The organism is Paenibacillus durus ATCC 35681 (genome assembly GCF_000993825.1).
Classification (GTDB): domain Bacteria; phylum Bacillota; class Bacilli; order Paenibacillales; family Paenibacillaceae; genus Paenibacillus_AQ; species Paenibacillus_AQ durus_B.
Genome location: NZ_CP011114.1, coordinates 81,988 through 102,590, shown reverse-complemented (window position 1 = coordinate 102,590; position 20,603 = coordinate 81,988). Strand labels below are relative to the sequence as shown.

At 49.5% G+C, this 20,603-nt stretch carries 18 protein-coding genes and 1 pseudogene; 5 read left to right on the top strand and 14 right to left on the bottom strand.

Features of this window, described 5'->3' with window-relative positions:
• The 13 genes from VK70_RS00460 to VK70_RS00405 all read right to left on the bottom strand — a co-directional run bounded on the left by VK70_RS00460 (window position 1) and on the right by VK70_RS00405 (window position 14,451).
• Window positions 1–720: a PAAR-like protein gene (locus VK70_RS00460; RefSeq protein WP_046722619.1), complete on the bottom strand. Its 720-nt coding sequence runs from the start codon at window positions 718–720 to the stop codon at window positions 1–3.
• 1 nt (window position 721) lies between these two features.
• Window positions 722–1,246 (bottom strand): hypothetical protein, encoded by a 525-nt coding sequence (locus tag VK70_RS00455; protein WP_046722617.1) that lies wholly within the window; start codon window positions 1,244–1,246, stop codon window positions 722–724.
• Window positions 1,239–2,345, bottom strand: a complete 1,107-nt coding sequence (locus VK70_RS00450) for a pentapeptide repeat-containing protein (protein WP_158454037.1) — start codon at window positions 2,343–2,345, stop codon at window positions 1,239–1,241. Before VK70_RS00450 ends, VK70_RS00455 begins: the two co-directional genes overlap by 8 nt.
• On the bottom strand, window positions 2,320–2,529 hold the full coding sequence (locus VK70_RS28155; RefSeq protein WP_155986917.1) for a hypothetical protein: 210 nt from the start codon (window positions 2,527–2,529) through the stop codon (window positions 2,320–2,322). Before VK70_RS28155 ends, VK70_RS00450 begins: the two co-directional genes overlap by 26 nt.
• Window positions 2,530–2,792: 263 nt before the next feature.
• Window positions 2,793–3,710 carry an ankyrin repeat domain-containing protein gene (locus VK70_RS26170; protein WP_025698332.1) on the bottom strand — a complete coding sequence of 306 codons (918 nt, stop codon included), beginning with the start codon at window positions 3,708–3,710 and terminating at the stop codon, window positions 2,793–2,795.
• A 31-nt stretch (window positions 3,711–3,741) separates the two neighbouring features.
• The gene (locus VK70_RS00440) at window positions 3,742–6,699 is read right to left on the bottom strand and encodes a hypothetical protein (RefSeq protein ID WP_046722613.1); all 2,958 of its coding nucleotides are present in this window, start codon (window positions 6,697–6,699) and stop codon (window positions 3,742–3,744) included.
• Between the two features lie 22 nt (window positions 6,700–6,721).
• Window positions 6,722–7,420 (bottom strand): DUF4280 domain-containing protein, encoded by a 699-nt coding sequence (locus tag VK70_RS00435; RefSeq protein WP_046722611.1) that lies wholly within the window; start codon window positions 7,418–7,420, stop codon window positions 6,722–6,724.
• A 1-nt stretch (window position 7,421) separates the two neighbouring features.
• Window positions 7,422–7,946, bottom strand: coding sequence for a hypothetical protein (locus tag VK70_RS00430; protein ID WP_046722609.1), 525 nt, complete (start codon window positions 7,944–7,946; stop codon window positions 7,422–7,424).
• Window positions 7,939–9,090, bottom strand: coding sequence for a pentapeptide repeat-containing protein (locus tag VK70_RS00425; protein ID WP_046722607.1), 1,152 nt, complete (start codon window positions 9,088–9,090; stop codon window positions 7,939–7,941). Before VK70_RS00425 ends, VK70_RS00430 begins: the two co-directional genes overlap by 8 nt.
• Before the next feature lie 28 nt (window positions 9,091–9,118).
• Window positions 9,119–10,675 carry a contractile injection system protein, VgrG/Pvc8 family gene (locus VK70_RS00420; protein ID WP_025694838.1) on the bottom strand — a complete coding sequence of 519 codons (1,557 nt, stop codon included), beginning with the start codon at window positions 10,673–10,675 and terminating at the stop codon, window positions 9,119–9,121.
• A gap of 217 nt (window positions 10,676–10,892) precedes the next feature.
• Window positions 10,893–11,594, bottom strand: coding sequence for an ethanolamine ammonia-lyase subunit EutC (gene eutC / locus VK70_RS00415; protein ID WP_025694837.1), 702 nt, complete (start codon window positions 11,592–11,594; stop codon window positions 10,893–10,895).
• Window positions 11,595–11,616: 22 nt separating this feature from the next.
• Window positions 11,617–12,981: an ethanolamine ammonia-lyase subunit EutB gene (locus VK70_RS00410; RefSeq protein WP_025694836.1), complete on the bottom strand. Its 1,365-nt coding sequence runs from the start codon at window positions 12,979–12,981 to the stop codon at window positions 11,617–11,619.
• A gap of 24 nt (window positions 12,982–13,005) precedes the next feature.
• The gene (locus tag VK70_RS00405; RefSeq protein WP_025694835.1) at window positions 13,006–14,451 is read right to left on the bottom strand and encodes an ethanolamine ammonia-lyase reactivating factor EutA; all 1,446 of its coding nucleotides are present in this window, start codon (window positions 14,449–14,451) and stop codon (window positions 13,006–13,008) included.
• Window positions 14,452–14,618: 167 nt separating this feature from the next.
• Here VK70_RS00405 and VK70_RS00400 point away from each other — a divergent pair, with 167 nt between their 5' ends.
• From VK70_RS00400 to VK70_RS00385, 5 genes are all read left to right on the top strand, one after another.
• Window positions 14,619–15,272, top strand: a complete 654-nt coding sequence (locus VK70_RS00400) for an MtnX-like HAD-IB family phosphatase (protein ID WP_025694834.1) — start codon at window positions 14,619–14,621, stop codon at window positions 15,270–15,272.
• The gene (locus VK70_RS00395; RefSeq protein ID WP_046722605.1) at window positions 15,269–16,333 is read left to right on the top strand and encodes an iron-containing alcohol dehydrogenase family protein; all 1,065 of its coding nucleotides are present in this window, start codon (window positions 15,269–15,271) and stop codon (window positions 16,331–16,333) included. Before VK70_RS00400 ends, VK70_RS00395 begins: the two co-directional genes overlap by 4 nt.
• Window positions 16,334–16,457: 124 nt before the next feature.
• Complete coding sequence (locus VK70_RS29300) at window positions 16,458–16,547, top strand: putative holin-like toxin (protein ID WP_268958508.1); 90 nt, start codon at window positions 16,458–16,460, stop codon at window positions 16,545–16,547.
• 525 nt (window positions 16,548–17,072) lie between these two features.
• Window positions 17,073–18,617 carry a flavocytochrome c gene (locus VK70_RS00390; protein ID WP_025698969.1) on the top strand — a complete coding sequence of 515 codons (1,545 nt, stop codon included), beginning with the start codon at window positions 17,073–17,075 and terminating at the stop codon, window positions 18,615–18,617.
• Between the two features lie 167 nt (window positions 18,618–18,784).
• Window positions 18,785–20,209: a PQQ-dependent sugar dehydrogenase gene (locus tag VK70_RS00385; protein ID WP_025698967.1), complete on the top strand. Its 1,425-nt coding sequence runs from the start codon at window positions 18,785–18,787 to the stop codon at window positions 20,207–20,209.
• Between the two features lie 22 nt (window positions 20,210–20,231).
• Here VK70_RS00385 and VK70_RS00380 read toward each other — a convergent pair.
• Window positions 20,232–20,575 (bottom strand): annotated as a pseudogene (locus VK70_RS00380) (RtcB family protein); the annotation flags it as partial.
• Window positions 20,576–20,603: the final 28 nt, after the last annotated feature.

The window sequence follows — 20,603 nt, the reverse complement described above, 5'->3', positions numbered from 1 at the left end:
TTATCTCGCGGAGAACTCAGGAGGCGCCGGATCCATCCCATTTGTGAGCAACCGGATCTTCCCCCCATACTGACAAAATAAACAGGACTTGCTGGTTAGCGCCGGTACCCCTTGAATGGATACACTCGGGCTGCCGTTCGTCCATTGGGTCTGAGCTCCTGCCAATTTCTCCAGCATCGTAGTAAGCGCAGATAGTGCACCTAACAGCCCTGGCCGCGCCTCTGCTTGAGGCTTGAATGGCGGGCCCGTAGGGGCGGATGCCGATACCGTTGGCAGCAGCTTGGGCGCACACGGATAAGTAAGCTGATTAAAGGTCGGCTGCTCTGGATCGGGGTCTAGCATAAACGGAGGAAAGTCAACCGTATACGGAGCGGCTGTAGCCCCCCCATTTCCTAGAGCCACCTTTATCGGATGCATCTCACTCCGGCAATAGCCAAACGAATAAAAGTTGCCATCAAGCTCCCGACCCATTGCGTCAAAGGCAATACCCATAGTCGTTCCCGGCTCCGACGTGGATACGACACAATCCTCCACCGTCAGCATCGGGCTTCCATTAATAAACACTCCGTTCGGGTCCTGCTTGTTCAGCACTTCTTCGTGCGTGCCAAATGTGCAATGCATATACGCCCCTGCTGTCACATAGGTATCCTCGCTCCGCCACGGGGATGCCAGCAGCTTGGCAAGCGTGTCTTTCTTCAATATCGTGTCTGTAATTCCCATCTCAAGCTTCTCCTCCCGTCAACCGGATTGGTCTGATCCTTAAGCCGTACAGGCTTTTTCTAAGCAGGCTCTCCGCTACGTCCACACGCGCAACCAGCACACGGCTCCGGTAATACGGAATTTGGAAAATAGCAGCTTCCCTCAAAGCTTCCGGGTCTACCCCAATGGTCATAACCTGTCCGTTTTCCGACCCCGTGCGGTCAGGCGCAATACACGGAATTTCCGGAAAATCCATCCATGCATAATCGAATTGCCCCTGCTGCTTTAGGTCCATCACGATTACGCTTTTATAAGCGATCTCCGGTATTTGCTTATTTATAATGGCCCGAAGCTCCTCGCTGACCAGCAGGATGGGATGTTCAATCAGACTGCTGGAAGTCAGGCTATTGCCCGGCTTCACATAGACGACTTCCTGCTGCTCCGCGTGGCCGTAGCCCCTGAGCATACGTTCTGGAAACGCCAGATTCGCTCCGTTCGCCGGCAAGCGCCGATCATGTTCCAGTACATAGTATTCCATCCTACTCATGCTGCGGCTCCTCCACCCAAGTGATCGTTTCACGCTGTTCCTTCGTTAGCGCAACCCGGAAAGCGTCCCGCTCCAGCATCCGGCTCCCGGTCAAGTCTGCCCCTGTGAAATCCGTCTCTTCCAGCTTCGAACCTGTAAAATCCCCCGCAATTTTCGCATCTCGAAAGCTGGCATGGGTCAGGTTGGCCCGTTGAAACTGTACGCCATTCAGACCAAACACCAGGCCATGCGCCTCTACCACCATATCCCGATCGCCCAGTACACGGTCGAACCTCGCATAGGTCAGATCACAATCGCGAAAATCCGCATCAACTAGAAGACTCTCGGCAAAATCGGCCTGATCACATACGCAGCGCTCGAAGCGGGTACCCAGCATTCGGCTGCCCCCGAAACGACTTCCTGTCAGCGTCACCTCTTCGAACCTGGCATAATTCAGATCAATCCCTTCGTAATGACCACGAGACAAATCGACTCTGGCAATATGTTCATAGATATATTCTTGATCTGACCGGTTTTCCAGCCATCCTTTGCACGTAATGGAGGTTCGTTGTCTCTCATTGACGCGATACACCGATTCACTGACTTCATGATCCCGATATTCGCCGACGCGCACTTCAAAATGACTGTCTTTCTCTATGCTTTGGAAAGAAACAAGCTGCCGGATGGTATCCATGGCATAACGGACAGCGTGTACCATATAGACGTGAAACGGATACAGCTGCTCTGTCTTCCAGGCTTCGAACGAATGGCGCTGAATGCGGTTCATATAATGCTTGCGCTTCTCCTCACATGCTTGATCCCAAGCGTCCGCGAATCCATAAATCCATCCCGCATCATAACGGAAAGGCGTCAGCTGCACGTTGCTTTCCGTGTCCCTGCCGCTGGCCTCCAGCATATAGACGGGCCTTCCTTCGTTCAGGCTCGTCCGCAGCAGGGAGACGTGAATGCAGGCGCATTTCTGTAAATGCCCTTCTTGCTGCAGGAGCTGTACATTCTGGCAGAACCGGTCGAATAGCGGGACGAGCTGGTCTAAAATCTGCTTTTTATGCCTCACATAATAGTTATGTAAAGATTTAACCTGCTGATTTCGCTGCGGCATCACATCTTCTTCTATAAAATGGTTCCATATCTCTGTATCGTGCATCCCGTGCCTCACTCTCCGGTGTATTTATTGATTCATCAGCACTTCGACCTTTTCGGGTCTTGAGCTTGTGAACAGGTGGGCTGGGTTTGACGCTCACTTTTCCGCTGCTTGTGCCTGTTTTACCATTGTTTTTCTTCACTTTCTTCCTCCTTTGATTTTGGGCATGAAAAAAAGCTCATTCCTACTCATGATTCAAGTTGGAATAAGCTTTTGAAAGGTTATCAAGTGTTTGTTAAGTTGTTTAGTGTTTGGTTTGTTGGTTGTATTGTACGACTCTGTTGTTCGGGTTGTAAAGTGAGTTTATACAAAAATCTTGAGAGACCCCCGAGAAGGTATCCGTGGTTCGCCATTGATTCTCTTGTATTCATTTTTTAAGCTTCAGTCTGAATGGCCTTCTCAATATTATTGATATCTGTTTGGTTCATGTTCGTTTAATAGTGTTACTATTTCACTTTGATTCATTTTTTGTGCTAACTGAATTACATTAAAGTTTTTCATAAATTCATTCGAGTATTCTATCGATGGATCTACTCCCTTATTCAATAGCAATTTTACTGCTTCAAAATTCCCTTTTCTCACTGCTATAAAAAGAGGGTTTGTCTTAGGTGAACTTAAATTAAACATAATATTTTTTAAGAGCAATAGTTCTACTAATTCATTTTCATCATTTAATACTGCATTGATCAACTCAACCCCACTGAACTTATTAATATCTATATCCATCCATATTAATTGCTTTGCCAAGTCAATGTTTTTATTTAGAATAGAAACATTAAGCAGCGAACCTTCTTTAGTTAAAACGTTTATACATTTTGAATCCGTTTCAATAGTTTTTTTTATGAAATCATTATTATTTATAATACTTCTTCTAAGTTTTTCAGATAATTCTACAATATCAGCATCTTCTCCCCATAAATTTTGTTCATTATATTTAGACATATAATTTTTGTATTCTAACGAATAAGGCCCCGGTCCACTTAGGACAGCATTGATAAATTCTTTAGGAGGACAATAGTTATATTCCATGACATACTGAAAAATTAAATCAGGTGCAGCAAATCTGTTTTTACCGTCTTCACTCATTACCCTTATTTCAGAAAAACCCAAAGTTACTTTTTCTCCATTAAATAACATTACTTTCGATTCATTGGCATCCCTAACCGTATTGAGCGGGTACTTTATATATCCCCACAATTTTTCGATAAATTCTTTCGTAACACTACCTTTATGAAAATCTTCTTTTTTATTTATCCATCCCACATTTTTAGCATTCTCGAAATGTTGTAGTGAATAACATGTTAAATCCTTATAATCCACCATTGAAATTCTCCCTTTCGTATTATCACTCTCATTACTTTATTAAGTTCATCGCTTTCAATATATCTAGGGACCTTTCACTATAACACCATCCACATATTGTAATTCCATCACTATTAACTATTTGACTAATTTGATCTGCCGACAATTCATTTATGTCTAGAATCTTTACATTTTGTTTTTCTCCCCATTTTAATAAATCAGAATCAAAAAACGTTTTCTCTGCTATTAAAGTACCGTCTATAGTCCCATGTGCTCCGGTTAAAATATTCACGCTACCTTCAGCTTCATCTACTAAATTTGCAAAATGTTTTTGTTTAATTTTATCTGTTGAAACAAAGATAGTTCCTCCTGCTTCATTTTTAACATAATAAAATGTCGGTTCATCTAGTCCCCTAATAATTCCATTGTCTGCTCCATCAAAGAAATCTGCTAAATATGGAACCTCTTGACCCTGACTTCCATAACCACCTCGTTCACTGATTTCCTTACCATTACCCGCCTTCCAAACATCATCCAGCGCCGCATTATTCCTGCTGTTCGCCAGTTTATCCGCCGCCTTATATAAGCCGTGCTTCATCAAGAATGCCAGGTTCACAAACGCGAGGGCGAGCCCCATATCATCCAGCATCGCCTGGTCTATGCCGAGGATGCTCGGATTCGTATTCCCATTTCCGTTCTTGAGATCGATTAGCTTCTCAATGTTGACGGCGACCATGCCTGCGCCTATGACCCCATCTGCGAGCGCCAGGAGATACAACGATCCCCCTCCCGTCCAAAACGCCCCGATGATCGCCACCGCTCCAAACAAGAGATTAAACTCCGCGATCAGAACTTGGGGATCGATGACCAACACTTGGTACGTATACCGGGATAAGTATACCGTTTTTTCCGTATGCTTGCTGAGATAATCCGGCTTCTGCGGAATGACATTCTCCAGTTGCCACGCGTCCATAGCTGGACCCATCTTTTCCAACAGTTTCCCGATTCCCGTGAGATTCAGCATCTGCTCGATCATGCCCGGCCCGTGGCTTTCCTGCGGCGCTCTTGGCATAAGTACAGGCTGCGGTGGAAGCATCGCATGGATCTCCGCTGACGACTTGCCTTCCTTTGCCCCTTGCTCTATGATCTTCTTCGCGCTTTGATTCCACTCATACACCGCTGTCCGGTCCCGGTCTTCCTGCTCATATTCCTTCTGACTCTCTGCCAGCTCCGCTTGTTTCTCTTTCTTACTCTTCTTCGGTTCAACTGGCTGGGCGTAGCTCTTCTGGTAGGCGCTCTGCTGCTCTTCCGCCGATTTTCCGCTTAGCCAGCTTCGGGCCGCAGCGATTCCATTCGGATTGCTGTTCACTTCGGCTGCCACTTTCGCACGAATGTCCGCCTTATTGCCTTCCGGCAAGGGTACGGTCACAGGCATTCCAGACATAGGCACGGGGATATTTTTGTTGAAATCCAGTTCTTCTTTCCAAATTTTCGCTTCGGTCTGTTCATCGATATACATCTGCTTGATCTCTTCATCCGTCAGCAGCTCCATGAAATCCGCTTCGACTTTCTGGAAGTCCAGCTTGCTGCTCTTGATGCCCACCCGGTTTTCTTGGATGACCATATAATGGGCAGCGTTCGTTTGCAGCGCAATCTGCCGCGCAGCGCGCATCCGAATGGACTCGAGTACTCCCTTCTCGCTCCCGCTCCCCAGCTCCATCCGGTTGCCTGCCACCAGCAATAGATCCTCGCTTGCCTTAACGGTAATGTTCCCGCCATCCAGATGCAGGCTGACCGTCCCTTTCTCGAACAGGACTCCGTCGTCTCCCAACTGCATTTTGGCCGCTCCCGGCATCTCGAACACTTTCGTCGCGGGCTTCTGGAACACTGTCCGGCTCTTCATCTCCTCGCTTCCGCCGCGAGCCGAGTTAATCGCGATCGCCTGCTTCTCGGTACCGCTTGGAAAATACACCTTGATCCGCGCGCCTTCCTCCGGCAGACAGTGAAAGATATTGTTCCCTTCCCCCGAGTAGGGGAACCACCAGTTCCCTTGCGCATCATGCTCCGCATCGATGTCCAGATGAACCTTCACCATATTGTTCGCCCGTTTCACGACCCGGCCTTCGAGGGAGACGCCTTGAATCCGCTCATTCCGCCGCAGCTTCATTCTCAGCGTCTGACGCTTCACCAGCACATATTCATATTGCAGCAGCCCCGATGCATAGCTGATCACCGATTCAGACACGACCCACATCTGATTTTTAAACAGGACATCATCTCCGACCTCGCAATATTGCTCGCTGATGACCCGGTAATGGACAAAATCCGCCTCGTGAGGCAGGTCCGCTTCGCTTCCTTCCGCATGCGCCTTCAGCTCTTCATAGCGGGCCCGGTCCTTCACGGCCGTGTAACGCTTGGACTTCAGCTCCTCGCCCCATGACAAATCCGGCACGCCGAAATAGACACGAGGCGCATCCAGCGCCACATCCGGCAAAATAACGGTCCCTATCCGGGAGGCCAGCCGTTTCATAAACTCCCAGTCGGTCTCTCCAAATTGAACCATTAACGCGCCGATCGCCGCTTCCTCGCTTGTCGCCATATTTTGCGCAGCCCCTCCGGGGTAATCAGCGACGAGCCGCTCTATGGCGTCCGAATAGGTCAAATGCTTATTCTGATATGACCGGTTTTTCGGCTCCATATCCATCGCATATGTACGCGAAATCGCCTCGACTTTCACATGCGGAATCCCGTCTTCCATGTGAATATCGATACCCGTAATGCCCCCGGCGAACCAGTTCTCCGCCTTCGGCTCGGCAGGCTTGCGGAGGACCAGGCTGTCCTCAAAGCTGCTTCTTTGTATACAGAGTTCCGCTTCCTCTTCCGTCATGACCGCCGTAAAGGTACACCGCGCATGTGTATTAAATTTCCGTTCAATCCGAAAACTGCGGATGGCTTTCAGCGCATACGGCCACTGCAGCTCATAGCCATCCCCTTGATATCCTGCTCCCATGCTTTCACTTGACCTCCCTTCTTTATCTCGCGGAAAACTCAGGAGGCGCCGGGTCCATTCCATTCGTAAGCAACCGGATCTTCCCCCCATACTGGCAAAATAAACAGGACTTGCTGGTCAGCGCCGGCACTCCCTGAATGGATACATTCGGACTGCCGTTCGTCCACTGGCTCTGAGCCCCCAACAAATTCTCCAGCATCGTAGTAAGCGCAGATAGTGTACCTAACAGCCCTGGCCGCGCCTCTGCTTGAGGCTTGAATGGCGGGCCCGCAGGGGTGGACGCCGATACCGTTGGCAGCAGCTTGGGTGCACACGGATAAATATACTGATTAAAGGTCGGCTCCGTTGGATCGGGGTCAAAAATATACGAAGAGTCCGGCATACCCGAATTTTTTTCAGCCACCTTCATCGGAAGCAGCTCACTCCGGCAAAAGCCGAACGAATAAAAGTTCCCATCAAGCTCCTGACCCATTTTGTCATAGGGAATACCCTGAATCGTTCCCGGCTCCGACGCGGATACCACGCAATCCTCCACCGTCAGCATCGGGTTTCCGTTAATATACACTCCATTCGGGTCCTGCTTGTTCAGCACTTCTTCATGCGTACCAAACGTGCAATGCATATACGCCCCTGCTGTCACATAGGTATCCTCGCTTCGCCACGGGGATGCCAGCAGCTTGGCGAGCGTATCTTTCTTTAATATCGTGTCTGTAACTCCCATCTCAAGCTTCTCCTCCCGTCAACCGGATTGGTCTGATCTTTAAGCCGTACAGGCTTTTTCTAAGCAAGCTCTCCGCTACGTCCACACGCGCCACCAGCACACGGCTCCGGTAATACGGAATTTGGAAAATGGCAGCTTCCCTCAAAGCTTCCGGGTCTACCCAAATGGTGTGAACCTGTCCGTTGTCCGTCTCCGTGCGGTCAGGCGCAAGACAAGGAATTTCCGGAAAATCCATCCATGCATAATCGAATTGCCCCTGCTGCTTGAGGTCCATTACGATTACGCTTTTATAAGCGATCTCCGGAATCCGCTTGTTTATAGTGGCCCGCAGCTCCTCGCTGACCAGCAGGATGGGATGTTCAATCAGACTGCTGGAAGTCAGGCTATTGTCCGGCTTAACATAGATGACTTCCTGCTGCTCCGCATGTCCGTAGCCCCTGAGCATACGTTCCGGAAACGCCAGATTCGCTCCGTTCGCCGGCAAGCGCCGATCATGTTCCAGCACATAGTATTCCATCCTACTCATGCTGCGGCTCCTCCACCCAAGTGATCGTTTCACGCTGTTCCTTCGTCAGTGAAACCCGGAAAGCGTCCCGCTCCAGCATCCGGCTGCCGGTCAGGTCTGCCCCTGTGAAATCCGCCTCTTCCAGCTTCGCACCTGTAAAATCTCCCGCAATTTTCGCATCCCGAAAGCTGGCATGGGTCAGGTTGGCCCGTTGAAACTGTACGCCGTTCAGGCCAAACACCAGGCCATGCCCCTCTACCGCGATATCCCGATCGCCCAGTACACGGTCGAACCTCGCATAGGTCAGATCACAATCGCGAAAATCCGCATCAACTAGAAGACTCTCGGCAAAATCGGCCTGATCACATACGCAGCGCTCGAAGCGGGTACCCAGCATTCGGCTGCCCCCGAAACGACTTCCTGTCAGCGTCACCTCTTCGAACCTGGCATAATTCAGATCAATCCCTTCGTAATGACCACGAGACAAATCGACTCTGGCAATATGTTCATAGATATATTCTTGATCTGACCGGTTTTCCAGCCATCCTTTGCACGTAATGGAGGTTCGTTGTCTCTCATTGACGCGATACACCGATTCACTGACTTCATGATCCCGATATTCGCCGACGCGCACTTCAAAATGACTGTCTTTCTCTATGCTTTGGAAAGAAACAAGCTGCCGGATGGTATCCATGGCATAACGGACAGCGTGTACCATATAGACGTGAAACGGATACAGCTGCTCTGTCTTCCAGGCTTCGAACGAATGGCGCTGAATGCGGTTCATATAATGCTTGCGCTTCTCCTCACATGCTTGATCCCAAGCGTCCGCGAATCCATAAATCCATCCCGCATCATAACGGAAAGGCGTCAGCTGCACGTTGCTTTCCGTGTCCCTGCCGCTGGCCTCCAGCATATAGACGGGCCTTCCTTCGTTCAGGCTCGTCCGCAGCAGGGAGACGTGAATGCAGGCGCATTTCTGTAAATGCCCTTCTTGCTGCAGGAGCTGTACATTCTGGCAGAACCGGTCGAATAGCGGGACGAGCTGGTCTAAAATCTGCTTTTTATGCCGGACATAATAGTTATGTAAAGATTTAATCTGCCGATTTCGCTGCGGCGTGACATCTTCTTCAATAAAATAGTTCCATATCTCCATGTCGTGCATCCCCGCGCACTCCTCTCTTAGGTGCGTTTTATTGGTTCATCAGCACTTCGATGCCCTTAATCACGACCTGCCCCTGATCCATCGTAAGGCCGCCTTTTGCGTCCTTCGTAGACATTTCAATCTGGTTGGCGACCATCATAATGGATTCCGACACCATTTCGATTTGCTTGCTTGCCTGCAGCATAATTTTATTTTCACAATTCAGAATAATCGTGCCGGCGCTCGTTAAAGTAATGGTTGCGCCCCCGGCCGCACCGGTAATGGTGATTTTATCTTCTTCGAAAGTGATCTTCTGGCCGGTTGGCGTCAGCAAAAACTTCGTGTTCGGATTGGCCATTAAGTCTTCCTTTAAATCCTTGTCGTAATTAATAATGGGCTGCAGCTGTTCTTGCTGGACAACTGTCGTCGTTACATTTTGGCTGTGTCCCCCTGCAGCGCTGGATGTACTGCCCGGACTGGATGCGGGAGCCATCGCTTCTTCCGGCAGCTTCTTCCGCACGGAGCTGAGTGCAATGCCTTCCGCTTCTTTCGCATTTGGAAAATAAATCCGGACACTATCTCCTTTCTCCGGCATGCAGTACCAGCCTGTCTGATCATCCGACGCATACATGGTGGAATACGGGAACGGGATTGCAGTCTCAAGGCTCCAGTCCTGGTCGTAATCAAGCCGCACCTTGACCTCATCCCGAACCACTTCCATGACTTTGCCTGAAATAGACGCGCCAACCAGCTTGGAATTGGTTCTCGTTCGCCTGTAAGCTGCCCGTTTCAAACCGAGGGTATAATGATGAGTAAGCAGACCCTGCTTCATTTCGGTTCGCATTTCGAACACATGAAGCTGCTGGCCTTTGAAGGTTACCTTGTCTCCAAGTTCAAGCACCTGATCGTGCAGCATCACTTCGTAACAAATATAGTCCTGTTCACTAAGCCCGCTCTTTCCGGCAGCCGCCTCTTTCTTGTAGGCCAGCATATCCTTATACATCCGGTAGTGTGTAGCTTCGAGCTCGCCTGCGTCCCGGTGATCCGGAATGCCCATATATACGCGTACGCTATCTTCCGTTGATACAGGAACTAGCACCGCATGATAACGGGAAGCCAGCCTCTTTAGAAACTGCCAGTCCGTCTCCTGATATTGCAGCGTATAAGCACCCAGCTTTTTATCTTCCTCAAACGTATTAAAGATTTGCCCTTTCGGGTAGTAACCGCTGATCTTCTGCATTAAATCGAGGATGGGCATCGAATGATTCTGGTAAGATCGCGTCTCCGGCTTGAGGTCCATCGCATGCGTATGGGATATGGCCTCCGCTTCCAGCCAATATACGTTGTTCTCCACCTTGACATGGAGCTTAAGAATTGTACCGTGAAACAACCGCTTGCTCTGTCCATTTTCATCGGCATACAGAAGCTCCACAGGGGTATTCTCATCTGCCATTCGTACATAATGATCTTCCTGTTCTTCCGAAATAATGCCTGTAAACGTCAATTTCGCGTGATCATCGATTTTCTTGACCAGCATCACATGATGCAATCTCATTTCAAAAGGAAGTATTTGCAAATGTTCATAGCTAACCGCCGATATTGCCATTCACTCATCTCCTTATAAATTCATTAATTTACTATATATCGACTTTTTTCGATATTTTTTTAATATAACTCCTCAATTTCAAAATAAAGTAATTTGGTCTAATAGAAAAAGCTCATCCCTACTTGTAATTCAAGTTGGAATAAGCTTTTAAATGTTTATTAAGCCGTTATATGGCTTCAATTCACTCAAAACCAAATGCATGCACATTCCCCTTCTTTTAGAAAAAGTTCGTGCCGCTCGTCTGACGCTCCAGCATCCTTTTGAGCATCGTGCCGATATGTGCCGCCGCCTCCAGCGGAGGCGTCCCGCCCGAATGGATGTTGGAGATGACGTTCCGGTCGGATTCGATCGTACCCTTGCGGGGCTTGTAGCACATGTAAGCGCTCATGGATTGGGCGGTTACGAGTCCGGGCCGTTCTCCGATCAGGAGCACGAGCGCATCCGGCTGCAGCACCTCTCCGATGTGGTCCATGCAGGCAACTCGCCCCCCTTTTACATAAAATGAGATTCCCGGGTTCAGCTCATTGACTCGCAAGGAATCGAGCAGGGCCGGATACACATCGAGAATGTTCGCGGTAATCGCATCGGCGCTTAAACCGTCCGACACGACAATTTGAATTTGCGGGTGTTTGACGCATTTTTCGCGGATAACCGCTATGCCTTCGTCTGTAATGATGCGTCCAAGATCCGGGCGTTTCAAATAGGTCTCCTTATTTCCGTAACAGGTCTCCACGGTGAATAATCCGAGCTGCCGCAGGATCGATTCATCCACTTCCCCGTAAACGGCGTCCACAGCGGCGGCATGATCTTTCCGGAATTGCAGCATCGTATGGGTTAGCGGCCTGGCTCCCGCACGCCCCACCCCGATGCGCGCCGGAGTACTCTTCATTAACGCCTCCAATTTCTCGCAATCTTCCATACCGCACCTCCGTAAATGTAGTTTAACCCATAAAGAGTGCCGGATTTCCGGCCGTATCCGTCAGCCTGCCATTTTCCATAATCCCCATCTTAACCAGCCATTCCTCGAACGCCGGAGCAGGCCGTAAACCAAAGGTTTCCCGCAGGGCGGCGAGATCGTGAAAGCTGAGCGACTGGTAATTGAGCATACAATCATCCGCCATCGGCACTCCGATGAGAAAGTTAACGCCCGCCGACGTCAGCAGCACGCCAAGGTTCTCCATATCGTTCTGCTCCGCCATCATGTGGTTCGTATAACATACGTCCACACCCATCGGAAGCCCGTGCATTTTGCCCATAAAATGGTCTTCCAATCCGGCACGAATGACCTGCTTGCTGTCGTAAAGGTATTCCGGTCCGATGAAACCGACGACCGTGTTGACGAGGAACGGCTTGTATTTTCGAGCCAGCCCGTAGCATCTCGATTCGAGCGTCAATTGGTCAATCCCGAAATGAGCGTACGAGGACAGCTCCGAGCCCTGCCCCGTTTCAAAATACCACCGATTCGAGCCCTGCGAAGCGCCCTTCAACCGCATCAACCCATCTGCTTCGTCCAGCAGCCGGATATTTACGCCAAAGCCTTTATTGCCCTGCTCGGTTCCGGCCAAGCTTTGAAATAACAAATCCATCGGGGCCCCTTGTTCGAGCGCTCTCATTTGGGTTGTTACATGCGCAAGGACGCAATTCTGGGTCGGGATGCTCCACCTGTCCATTACTTCTTTGACTGCGGATAAAATCGCCCGGACGCTCTCCGCCGAATCGATCACGGGATTGATCCCGATGACGGCATCTCCGACACCGTAGCTGAGCGCTTCGTACGTAGCGGCCAAAATGCCGGGAATGCTGTCCGAAGGATGATTCGGCTGCGCCCTTGTGGCCAGCACGCCCCGCTGCCCGATTTCAGTGTTACACCGGGTAACCGTGCGGATTTTGGAAGCCGCTGTAATCAAATCGAGATTGGACATCACTTTGGCGACCGCGGCAATCATTTCACTGGTCATGCCGGAACCGATTCGCTTCAGCTCATCCGGCCCGGCCTTATGGGACAAAATATACTCGCGAAGCTCGGCGATGCTCCAGTTCCGAATCCCGTTATACACCGTCTCGTCGATCGCCTCTTCGATCACCCGCGACACTTCATCTTCTTCGGGCGGCAGCAGCGGATCATTCCTTATCTCACTCAGCGTCAGGTCGGCCAGCACAAACTTGGCGGCGATCCGTTCACGGGCATCCGCTGGTCCGATTCCGGCTAACTGATCCCCTGACTTTTCCTCATTCGCTTTGGCCAGGATTTCCTTGAGACTGTTAAAATGGTAGGTGTGCCCGAGCATTGCCATGCTCTTGATCATCCGGCCATCTCCCTTCCGTATCAGTTATGAAAATGCTAACGTCTTAATCACAACAGGAACGAGAATGCCGGGCAGCGGTTCTCCGATATCAATGTAGTCGCCGCGCTCCACCCGAATTTGGTCAATACTGACGATGTTCAGGCGCTTCCCGCAGCGGATCGATAAAGCCTGCCCCAGCGCCTTGGCCATGTCATGCTCGCAGACAACAACCATTATTTTCGCGTCGGGAAAATGACCGGTAAACGTATCCAGCAGCGCCTCAGCCACCATCTGCAAGGTAGAGTACGAATGAATGACGGCTCCGCTTAAAGCGATGGCGTAAGGAGCCTCGGCTTCCGGCAGAGCGTACCTTGCGGCCTCCAGCATGGCCTCATCCGCTGCCTGTCTCCAATCCTCGGGCCCTATCCCGGTGTATTCCAGATGGAGGACCGGGATATTACGGAGCGGGAGCACTGCCGGATCAATATGTACGGTGGAACCGCTGATTTCCACGCTTTGCATACCGGCTCCGATGACGGTTGCCCGCACGGTTTGACCGGAGATGACGATCCGGAACGGCCATTTGTCCGCTTGCTGCCGCAGCGAGCTGGCCAGAAGCGGTCCAAAGTCTCCGTATCTGGAAATGGCATCCAGGGAATCCAGGATTTCCTGATCGGCCATTAGTGTACTGATCCCGCCGGAAATCATGAGCTCGTCAATCTCGGGCAAAGACCCGGCGGGCGGCGATCCGGCGATCAGATGCCGAAAAGACGGATCAACCGCCTCCTTGGCCAAATAAGCCAGCATGTCGCCGAACATCGCGGAAGCAATCGCCTTGAGCTGATCCGGCGTCGTCTTCCTGCCTGCCGTCAGCGGAATCCGGCGTTCCAACAGCCACTTCTGCAAATGCGGAGAAACTGAATGAACGAGGCCCTGCTCACCCAGCCGGATCAATCGGCCCCCGACATGGAAGGTGACGGTGCCGATTGCTTTCCCTTCCCGAAAATAAGCGACATTCGCCGTGCCGCCCCCGATATCGACATTCGCCACAACTCCCGGAAATTCCCTGGAGCGCTGTTCGGCGCCGGAACCTTTCCCGGCCAGCAGCCCTTCCAGATCCGCTCCGGCGGCAGCTACGACGAAATCCCCGGAGCGCTCTGCCAGGTAATGCACCACCCGGCAGGCGTTCGCCTTGGTTGCCGTTTCTCCGGTGATGATGACGGCTCCCGATTTTACCTCGGATAAGCTCAAACCGATATGGGCATATTCATGCCGCAAAATCCGGGCTACTTCATCCATGTCGATTTCCTCCTGGGACAGCAGCGGCGTGGTGTAAATGGGGCTTGCATAGTGCAGCTCCCGTTCTACAATTTCATAGCGGGGCAAATGGAAGGCCCCCGATACCCGCCCGAGCCGAAGCCTGCTGACAATCAGTTTCGTCGTGCTGGTTCCGATGTCGATCCCGACACTTGTAAACGACAGCTCATCCATATCTACTGCCCTTCTCTCCCTATAACTTACCCACAAAAATTAGACACGCCATCTTGAAACCAGCTTGTATACAGATTACGATCTGAAATAGGTACCTATAATAAATAATAAAGAAAAGTATGGTAATCTTAAATATGAAATATTTTGGTCTGGGGGGTTCTCTAATAATGAAACCATTTGCGTTTCTTTCCGACTTTGACGGCACGCTATCGGAGCGGGATTTTTACCATTTGATGATTGACCGTTTTTTCCCGGAATGGGGACATCAATTTTACCAGGACTGGAAGAAAACAAAGAAGATCGACGTGGAGTTTCTTAACATTATCTTTGGCAAGCTTAATCTTACGGAAGAGCAGCTGTTGGACGAGATTCGCAAAATCCCGCTCACTCCGGGGGCGGTTGATTTTGTCCATGAGGTTCAGGCGCGCGGGGGAGACTTTTATATTGTAAGCGCGGGTACATCCTGGTATATCGAGCGGCTTATGCAGGCGCTGGAAATCCCGAATGTAACGGTCATTTCCATGCCGGCCGTACACGAAAACGGCGCGCTGCGGATCACTCCCGACACCGCAAATCCATTTTTCTCGAAAGTTTTCGGGCTGGATAAACGCAAGGTGCTGGAGGATATCCGGAGGCGCTACCGGACGGTGCTATTTGCCGGGGACAGCGAGCCGGACCTGGAAGCGGCCAAAGCGGCCGACATCGCTTTCGCCCGTGGGGAGCTGCGCGATCTGCTGACGCGTGATGGAGTCAGTTACGTTCCGGTTGACAATTATCATGCCATTTCCGGGTATCTGAACGAAAACGGGTGGCCGAAATGAAGCGCCAGGCCCACGAGGTAGCAATCCCAGCGCTTCTGGAGGTTGGCGACCAGGTTCTTTCCCATTTTGGTGAACTGCTCGGCAAGGCCGGGTTCTCGCGCATTGTGCTCTGCTTTGGCGAAGGAATTCGCCCTTTATGCGAGCCGCAAATTATTCAATCGTTGACGGAGCAAGCGCAGATTGAAATTCTGGACAACCGGGATGTTCTGGATAATAGCCTCGAAGCTATTGCCAATACCGCCTTTACTCTTCCGGCTCGCACAGAAGCCATTATCGGGATCGGCGGGGGGAAAGCGCTGGATATTGCAAAATATATCGCGTTTTTAAACGGTCTGCCGTTTATTAGCGTACCGACCTCGGTCGCCCACGACGGCTTTGCCAGCTCCGGCTGCTCCCTTTATGTGGGGGGCCGCCGCACGTCGGTTCCCGCCCGAATGCCTTACGGCATTTTGGTCGATCTCGGACTTGTCCGCAATTCGCCGGTTCAGTTTCTTTACAGCGGACTTGGAGATATCCTCTCAAAAATCCCGGCGATTTTCGACTGGCGGTTCGAAGAATCGCTTGGCGCTACCCGCGTGAACGACTTTGCCGTTATGATGGCCAAAAAATCGGTGAACAGCATTGTACGCATGCCCTACACCGATATTCGCGAGTTCTTTTTTATTAAAGAGATTGTGGATTCCCTTACGCTTTCCGGGATTGCCATGGAGATTGCCGGAAGCAGCGCGCCCGCAAGCGGCAGCGAGCACCTAATTTCCCATGCTCTGGACCAGATTGTGGAGCGGCCGCAGCTTCATGGAATTCAGGTGGGAGTGGCCTCTTACCTGATGTGTCTCGTGCAGGAGCATCGGGTGGAGCGGGTCCGCAAATTCCTGGGCGAAACGGGATTCTTCGATTTCGTCGCAACGCTCGGGATGAAGCAGGAGGATTTCGAACGGGCGATTGACTTGGCCCCGTCCATTAAGCCGTCCCGCCGGACGTATCTGCATCTGCCGGAGATGCGCGATAAGGCGCAGCGCCTGCTTCGCAGCGATGAGACGCTGGGGCGGATTTTGAGTTAATATCCAATCCTGATACATCCATGGTATAATCGCAGAAGCAATAGAATGGCTTGCAAGGACGGTCGGCTAATCTCCCGGAAAAGCTTATGCTTACGAAGTGGCTTTCTGTGAAAGCCTTCAGGTGATGCCTGTGGAGGTTTATCAAGCGTTGTCATTGATGTTCATGTTCGGCATGTTCATTATTGCTTTGCTCAATTACCTCAAAAAGAAATAGACCGACCTGGTCCAAGGATGCGGTCTATTTCATGAGGCCTAACCTGTTAAGCCGCCGCCCTTAAAAGCGGCTATTGCTCAGAGAGTCGTGTTACCAGCACGGCTCTCTTTGCATTGTACGCTGTTTCTGGCTTTATTATAACACGCGGAAAAGATATTTCAATGACATGAGGCTATCCACATGAAGACAAGAAGGCACTCGGGCTAGGCCCCATAACTCATTCCAAATCATCCATCATCAAAGCCTCCGATTCACACCATTGAAATTTGTACTTTGACATTATCAAGAACACACTTCAAAATAATTGTGAAATACTTCACAATCAAACAATGTAAATGGTATACTTAATGTAATGAACTAAAGAAATAACGATGGAGACCGGGACATAACCGCGAAATAAGATTTGAAGACCAGAGAATTAAGGCCACGCTCACGCTCCTTCACTTCCCATTTCGTCGTTTCTCTCTCCTTGTTCGGTTCTTTCTTTCATCTTAATAAAGAGATTTAAAACTGGGGGTTAAAAGAATGAAAAAGAAAGTATTACCGGCTCTTATTCTCGTTCTCTCGGTCCTGCTTGTTATCGCGGGATGCGGAAGCGGGAATGCGGGCAACAACACAGGGAACAAAGAAGCGGCTGGAGCAACTGCGGGACCGACTGCGGGGGTAACAGCGGAAGCAACTTCGGGAGCGTCTACAACCGAATATACGCCGATCGATCAACTGAAAGATAAATATGATATCATCATTGTCGGTGCGGGCGGTGCCGGTATGACTGCCGCGCTTGAAGCCAAAGCGAACGGTAAGAACCCGGTTATTTTTGAAAAAATGCCGGTTGCCGGCGGGAATACGACCAAATCCTCTTCGGGGATGAACGCTTCGCAGACGAAATTCCAAAAAGAGCAAGGCATTCAAGACAGCAATGATTTATTTTATGAAGAGACATTAAAAGGCGGCCATGGCACCAACGACAAAGAAATGCTTCGTTTCTTCGTTGACAATTCCGCGAGCGCTATCGATTGGCTGGATTCCATCGGCATTAAATTGAACAATATAACGATTACAGGCGGAATGAACGAAAAGCGTACACACCGTCCTGAAGACGGCTCCGCGATCGGACAATACCTGGTCAAAGGCTTGGTGAAGAATGTAAGAGAACAAGGGATTCCGCTTTTTGTTAACGCCGACGTGAAGGAGCTTATGCAAGCAGACGGCAAAGTTAACGGTGTGAAAGTCCTCTTCAACCAAACCGACGAAAAAACAATTGCATCGGATGCTGTTATTGTGACGACCGGCGGATTCGGGGCCAATAAGGGAATGATTGAAGAAGTTAGACCGGATCTCAAAGGATATGTAACCACTAACCAAGTAGGCAGCACCGGCGACGGCATTAAAATGATTCTTAACGTTGGCGGTACAACTGTGGATATGGATCAAATTCAAGTCCACCCAACAGTGCAGCAGGAAAAATCCTATCTCATCGGGGAAGCGGTTCGCGGCGAAGGCGCCATTCTCGTTGCCCAAGACGGCAAGCGATTCGTTAACGAGTTGGATACCCGCGACAATGTCACGGCAGCCATCAATGCCCTTACCGAAAAATCCGCTTACCTGGTGTTTGATTCCGGCGTGAAATCCCGGGCTAAAGCGATTCAGCAGTATGAAAAAATGGGCTTTGTTAAAACAGCCGACACCATTGAGGCGCTGTCCAAAGAAATCAATGTTCCGGCGGATCAGCTGAAAGCGACACTCGATACTTGGAACAGCAGTGTGAAAAATAAAAAGGATGCCGAATTCAGCAGAACCACAGGAATGGACAACGACCTGTCCGCAGCGCCATACTACGCGATCAAGATCGGCCCTGGCATCCACTACACCATGGGCGGCGTGAAGATCAACACGAACACCGAAGTGCTCAATAAAGAAGGCAAACCGATTCCGGGCCTTTTCGCAGCAGGTGAAGTCACCGGCGGCCTGCACGGCCAAAACCGCATCGGCGGCAACTCCGTAGCCGAAATCATTATTTTCGGCCGCCAGGCGGGCATTAAAGCTGCTGAGTTTTTAAAAGCGAAATAAGATACGCTGAGTAAACAGTAACCGCTTGGGCCTTGTGGTCCAAGCGGTTTTCTTTTTCGGGGCGATCTATATCAGCAAGGAGCGATCCCCATACCCCAATTTGGTACTAATAGAACAGTCCTAATCATATTTTTATAAAAGAAAACCATAAGAAGGAGGTTAAGTAGTTGAAAAAAGTTAAAGTTAGTTTACGACCCATTGTCAGTAAGATAAATTTACCCACTGTCTTGAAGACAGCCATACTTCCGGGCGACACAATCGAAAAATTATTTATTGCAACTCAGGTAGGAGAGATCTTTTACATAGGAAACGGAATGATCGGGACTTTTTTGGATATTCGCCCGCGAATCTTAAAACTAGGCGTCTCTAGTGGTGGATATGATGAACGGGGATTGCTAGGACTAGCGTTTCATCCTGAATTTTATTATAATGGCCTGTTTTATCTTCATTATTCAGTAGCTGGAACACAAGGACCAGGTGCTCTTCCAGGTGCTTTTGAATCATTTAAACCTAACCCATGCGACCCTGGAACTTTAAACCTAAAGTGGATAAATAGGGAAATTCAATATGATCATATTGATACAGTTGAAGAATGGATTTTACAATCGAATGGTCAGCCTCAAAAACGACGGACACTACTTCATTTAAGAAGACCATTTTTAAATCATAATGGTGTCAATAGCTTAAACTTTTCACCTGAAACAGGAAAGCTTGTTTTAACAACCGGAGATGGAGGATCAGGCTATGATCCATTTAATTTAAGCCAGGATGATATGGAAATCGCCGGCAAAATAATTGAAATTGATGTAGCTAAGAATACATATATCGATAATCCACCCGTGGTTACACGTTTTAATGAACTTCCTGCCTCCATTCATGAAATGCTTACGGTAATTGCCAAAGGGGTTCGCAATATACCAGGCATTTCATATCAAAGGTTTTATAATCAGTATATCAAATATGTGGGAAATGTCGGACAAGATCTGGTAGAGTCGATTTTTTCATTCATTCATTATAAACCAATACCGGTTACTCAGCTTATTCAAGCTTCTTTAATGAAATCTGAACCTGACCAAGAAGGGTTTATTAACTTTGGCTGGCGAGGGTGGGAAGGTGCTTTTCCTACATCGATAATAAGAGGCTCCTCTGCAAATTCGACTTTGGATGAGAAAACAATCGCTTATTACGATGAAGCAGTAATAACTTCAGTACAGCGTCTTCAGCCTCTAATTAGTTATTTTCATAAAGATCCCAGGTCTGATAAGTTTGGAGCAACTGCACTTACAGGGGTCCAGCCATATATGGGGAATAGAATCCCCGAATTATCGGGAAGCGTCGTGTTTACCGATCTAGCTCGGAATGAAGAATCTCAACCTCCGGTTAGAGGAGTTTTAGCTTACACCAGGGTACGAACAGATTGTAAACTAAATGATTTTAGCGTTATAGAAACCGATTATAATTTTGGGTCTCAATCAGCTTATTTTGTCAGTTTGGGAACGAATCCGGATCAAACTAGACTATATTTAGGGGTTTATGGATCTATGAAAGTGGCTGATTTTAACCAAGGTACTGTTTTTGAAATTGTTCCATGATTTATAGGCTCAAAACTGCTTGAAGGTCATGGTCGACCTTTTCTGGATTGACACGGCCCACCCCGAAGGAAATTCTCCGGGCGATCTCATCCATAATCTTCGCCAATCTGGGCTTTATGTCTTCCGCAGTCAATTGGGTTCGCACCGCTTTATTCCCGCATGCAATATCATATCCAACACCGGAAGGGGAGATTTGCCCGTCATATACAACTACCCCGCCGATCGGCTGACTGTACCCTTTATGATGATCCGCCATCAGCAGCGTTTGGACCACATTCCCTGTGTCTGCGCACATTTTCGCTTGAGCGAGCGCCCCCGCGTCGGGGGTGCCCCAGACAAGCAGCCGTTTATTTTCTGATAAGCCATAAGACCATTCAACTCCTGTAAAAAATGT

Coding starts and splice junctions, on each gene's coding strand:
- VK70_RS00460 (WP_046722619.1), bottom strand. CDS start 720: ATGGGAATTACAGACACGATATTGAAGAAAGACACGCTTGCCAAGCTG.
- VK70_RS00455 (WP_046722617.1), bottom strand. CDS start 1,246: ATGAGTAGGATGGAATACTATGTACTGGAACATGATCGGCGCTTGCCG.
- VK70_RS00450 (WP_158454037.1), bottom strand. CDS start 2,345: ATGCCGCAGCGAAATCAGCAGGTTAAATCTTTACATAACTATTATGTG.
- VK70_RS26170 (WP_025698332.1), bottom strand. CDS start 3,710: ATGGTGGATTATAAGGATTTAACATGTTATTCACTACAACATTTCGAG.
- VK70_RS00440 (WP_046722613.1), bottom strand. CDS start 6,699: ATGGGAGCAGGATATCAAGGGGATGGCTATGAGCTGCAGTGGCCGTAT.
- VK70_RS00435 (WP_046722611.1), bottom strand. CDS start 7,420: ATGGGAGTTACAGACACGATATTAAAGAAAGATACGCTCGCCAAGCTG.
- VK70_RS00430 (WP_046722609.1), bottom strand. CDS start 7,946: ATGAGTAGGATGGAATACTATGTGCTGGAACATGATCGGCGCTTGCCG.
- VK70_RS00425 (WP_046722607.1), bottom strand. CDS start 9,090: ATGCACGACATGGAGATATGGAACTATTTTATTGAAGAAGATGTCACG.
- VK70_RS00420 (WP_025694838.1), bottom strand. CDS start 10,675: ATGGCAATATCGGCGGTTAGCTATGAACATTTGCAAATACTTCCTTTT.
- eutC (WP_025694837.1), bottom strand. CDS start 11,594: ATGGAAGATTGCGAGAAATTGGAGGCGTTAATGAAGAGTACTCCGGCG.
- VK70_RS00410 (WP_025694836.1), bottom strand. CDS start 12,981: ATGATCAAGAGCATGGCAATGCTCGGGCACACCTACCATTTTAACAGT.
- VK70_RS00405 (WP_025694835.1), bottom strand. CDS start 14,451: ATGGATGAGCTGTCGTTTACAAGTGTCGGGATCGACATCGGAACCAGC.
- VK70_RS00400 (WP_025694834.1), top strand. CDS start 14,619: ATGAAACCATTTGCGTTTCTTTCCGACTTTGACGGCACGCTATCGGAG.
- VK70_RS00395 (WP_046722605.1), top strand. CDS start 15,269: ATGAAGCGCCAGGCCCACGAGGTAGCAATCCCAGCGCTTCTGGAGGTT.
- VK70_RS29300 (WP_268958508.1), top strand. CDS start 16,458: ATGCCTGTGGAGGTTTATCAAGCGTTGTCATTGATGTTCATGTTCGGC.
- VK70_RS00390 (WP_025698969.1), top strand. CDS start 17,073: ATGAAAAAGAAAGTATTACCGGCTCTTATTCTCGTTCTCTCGGTCCTG.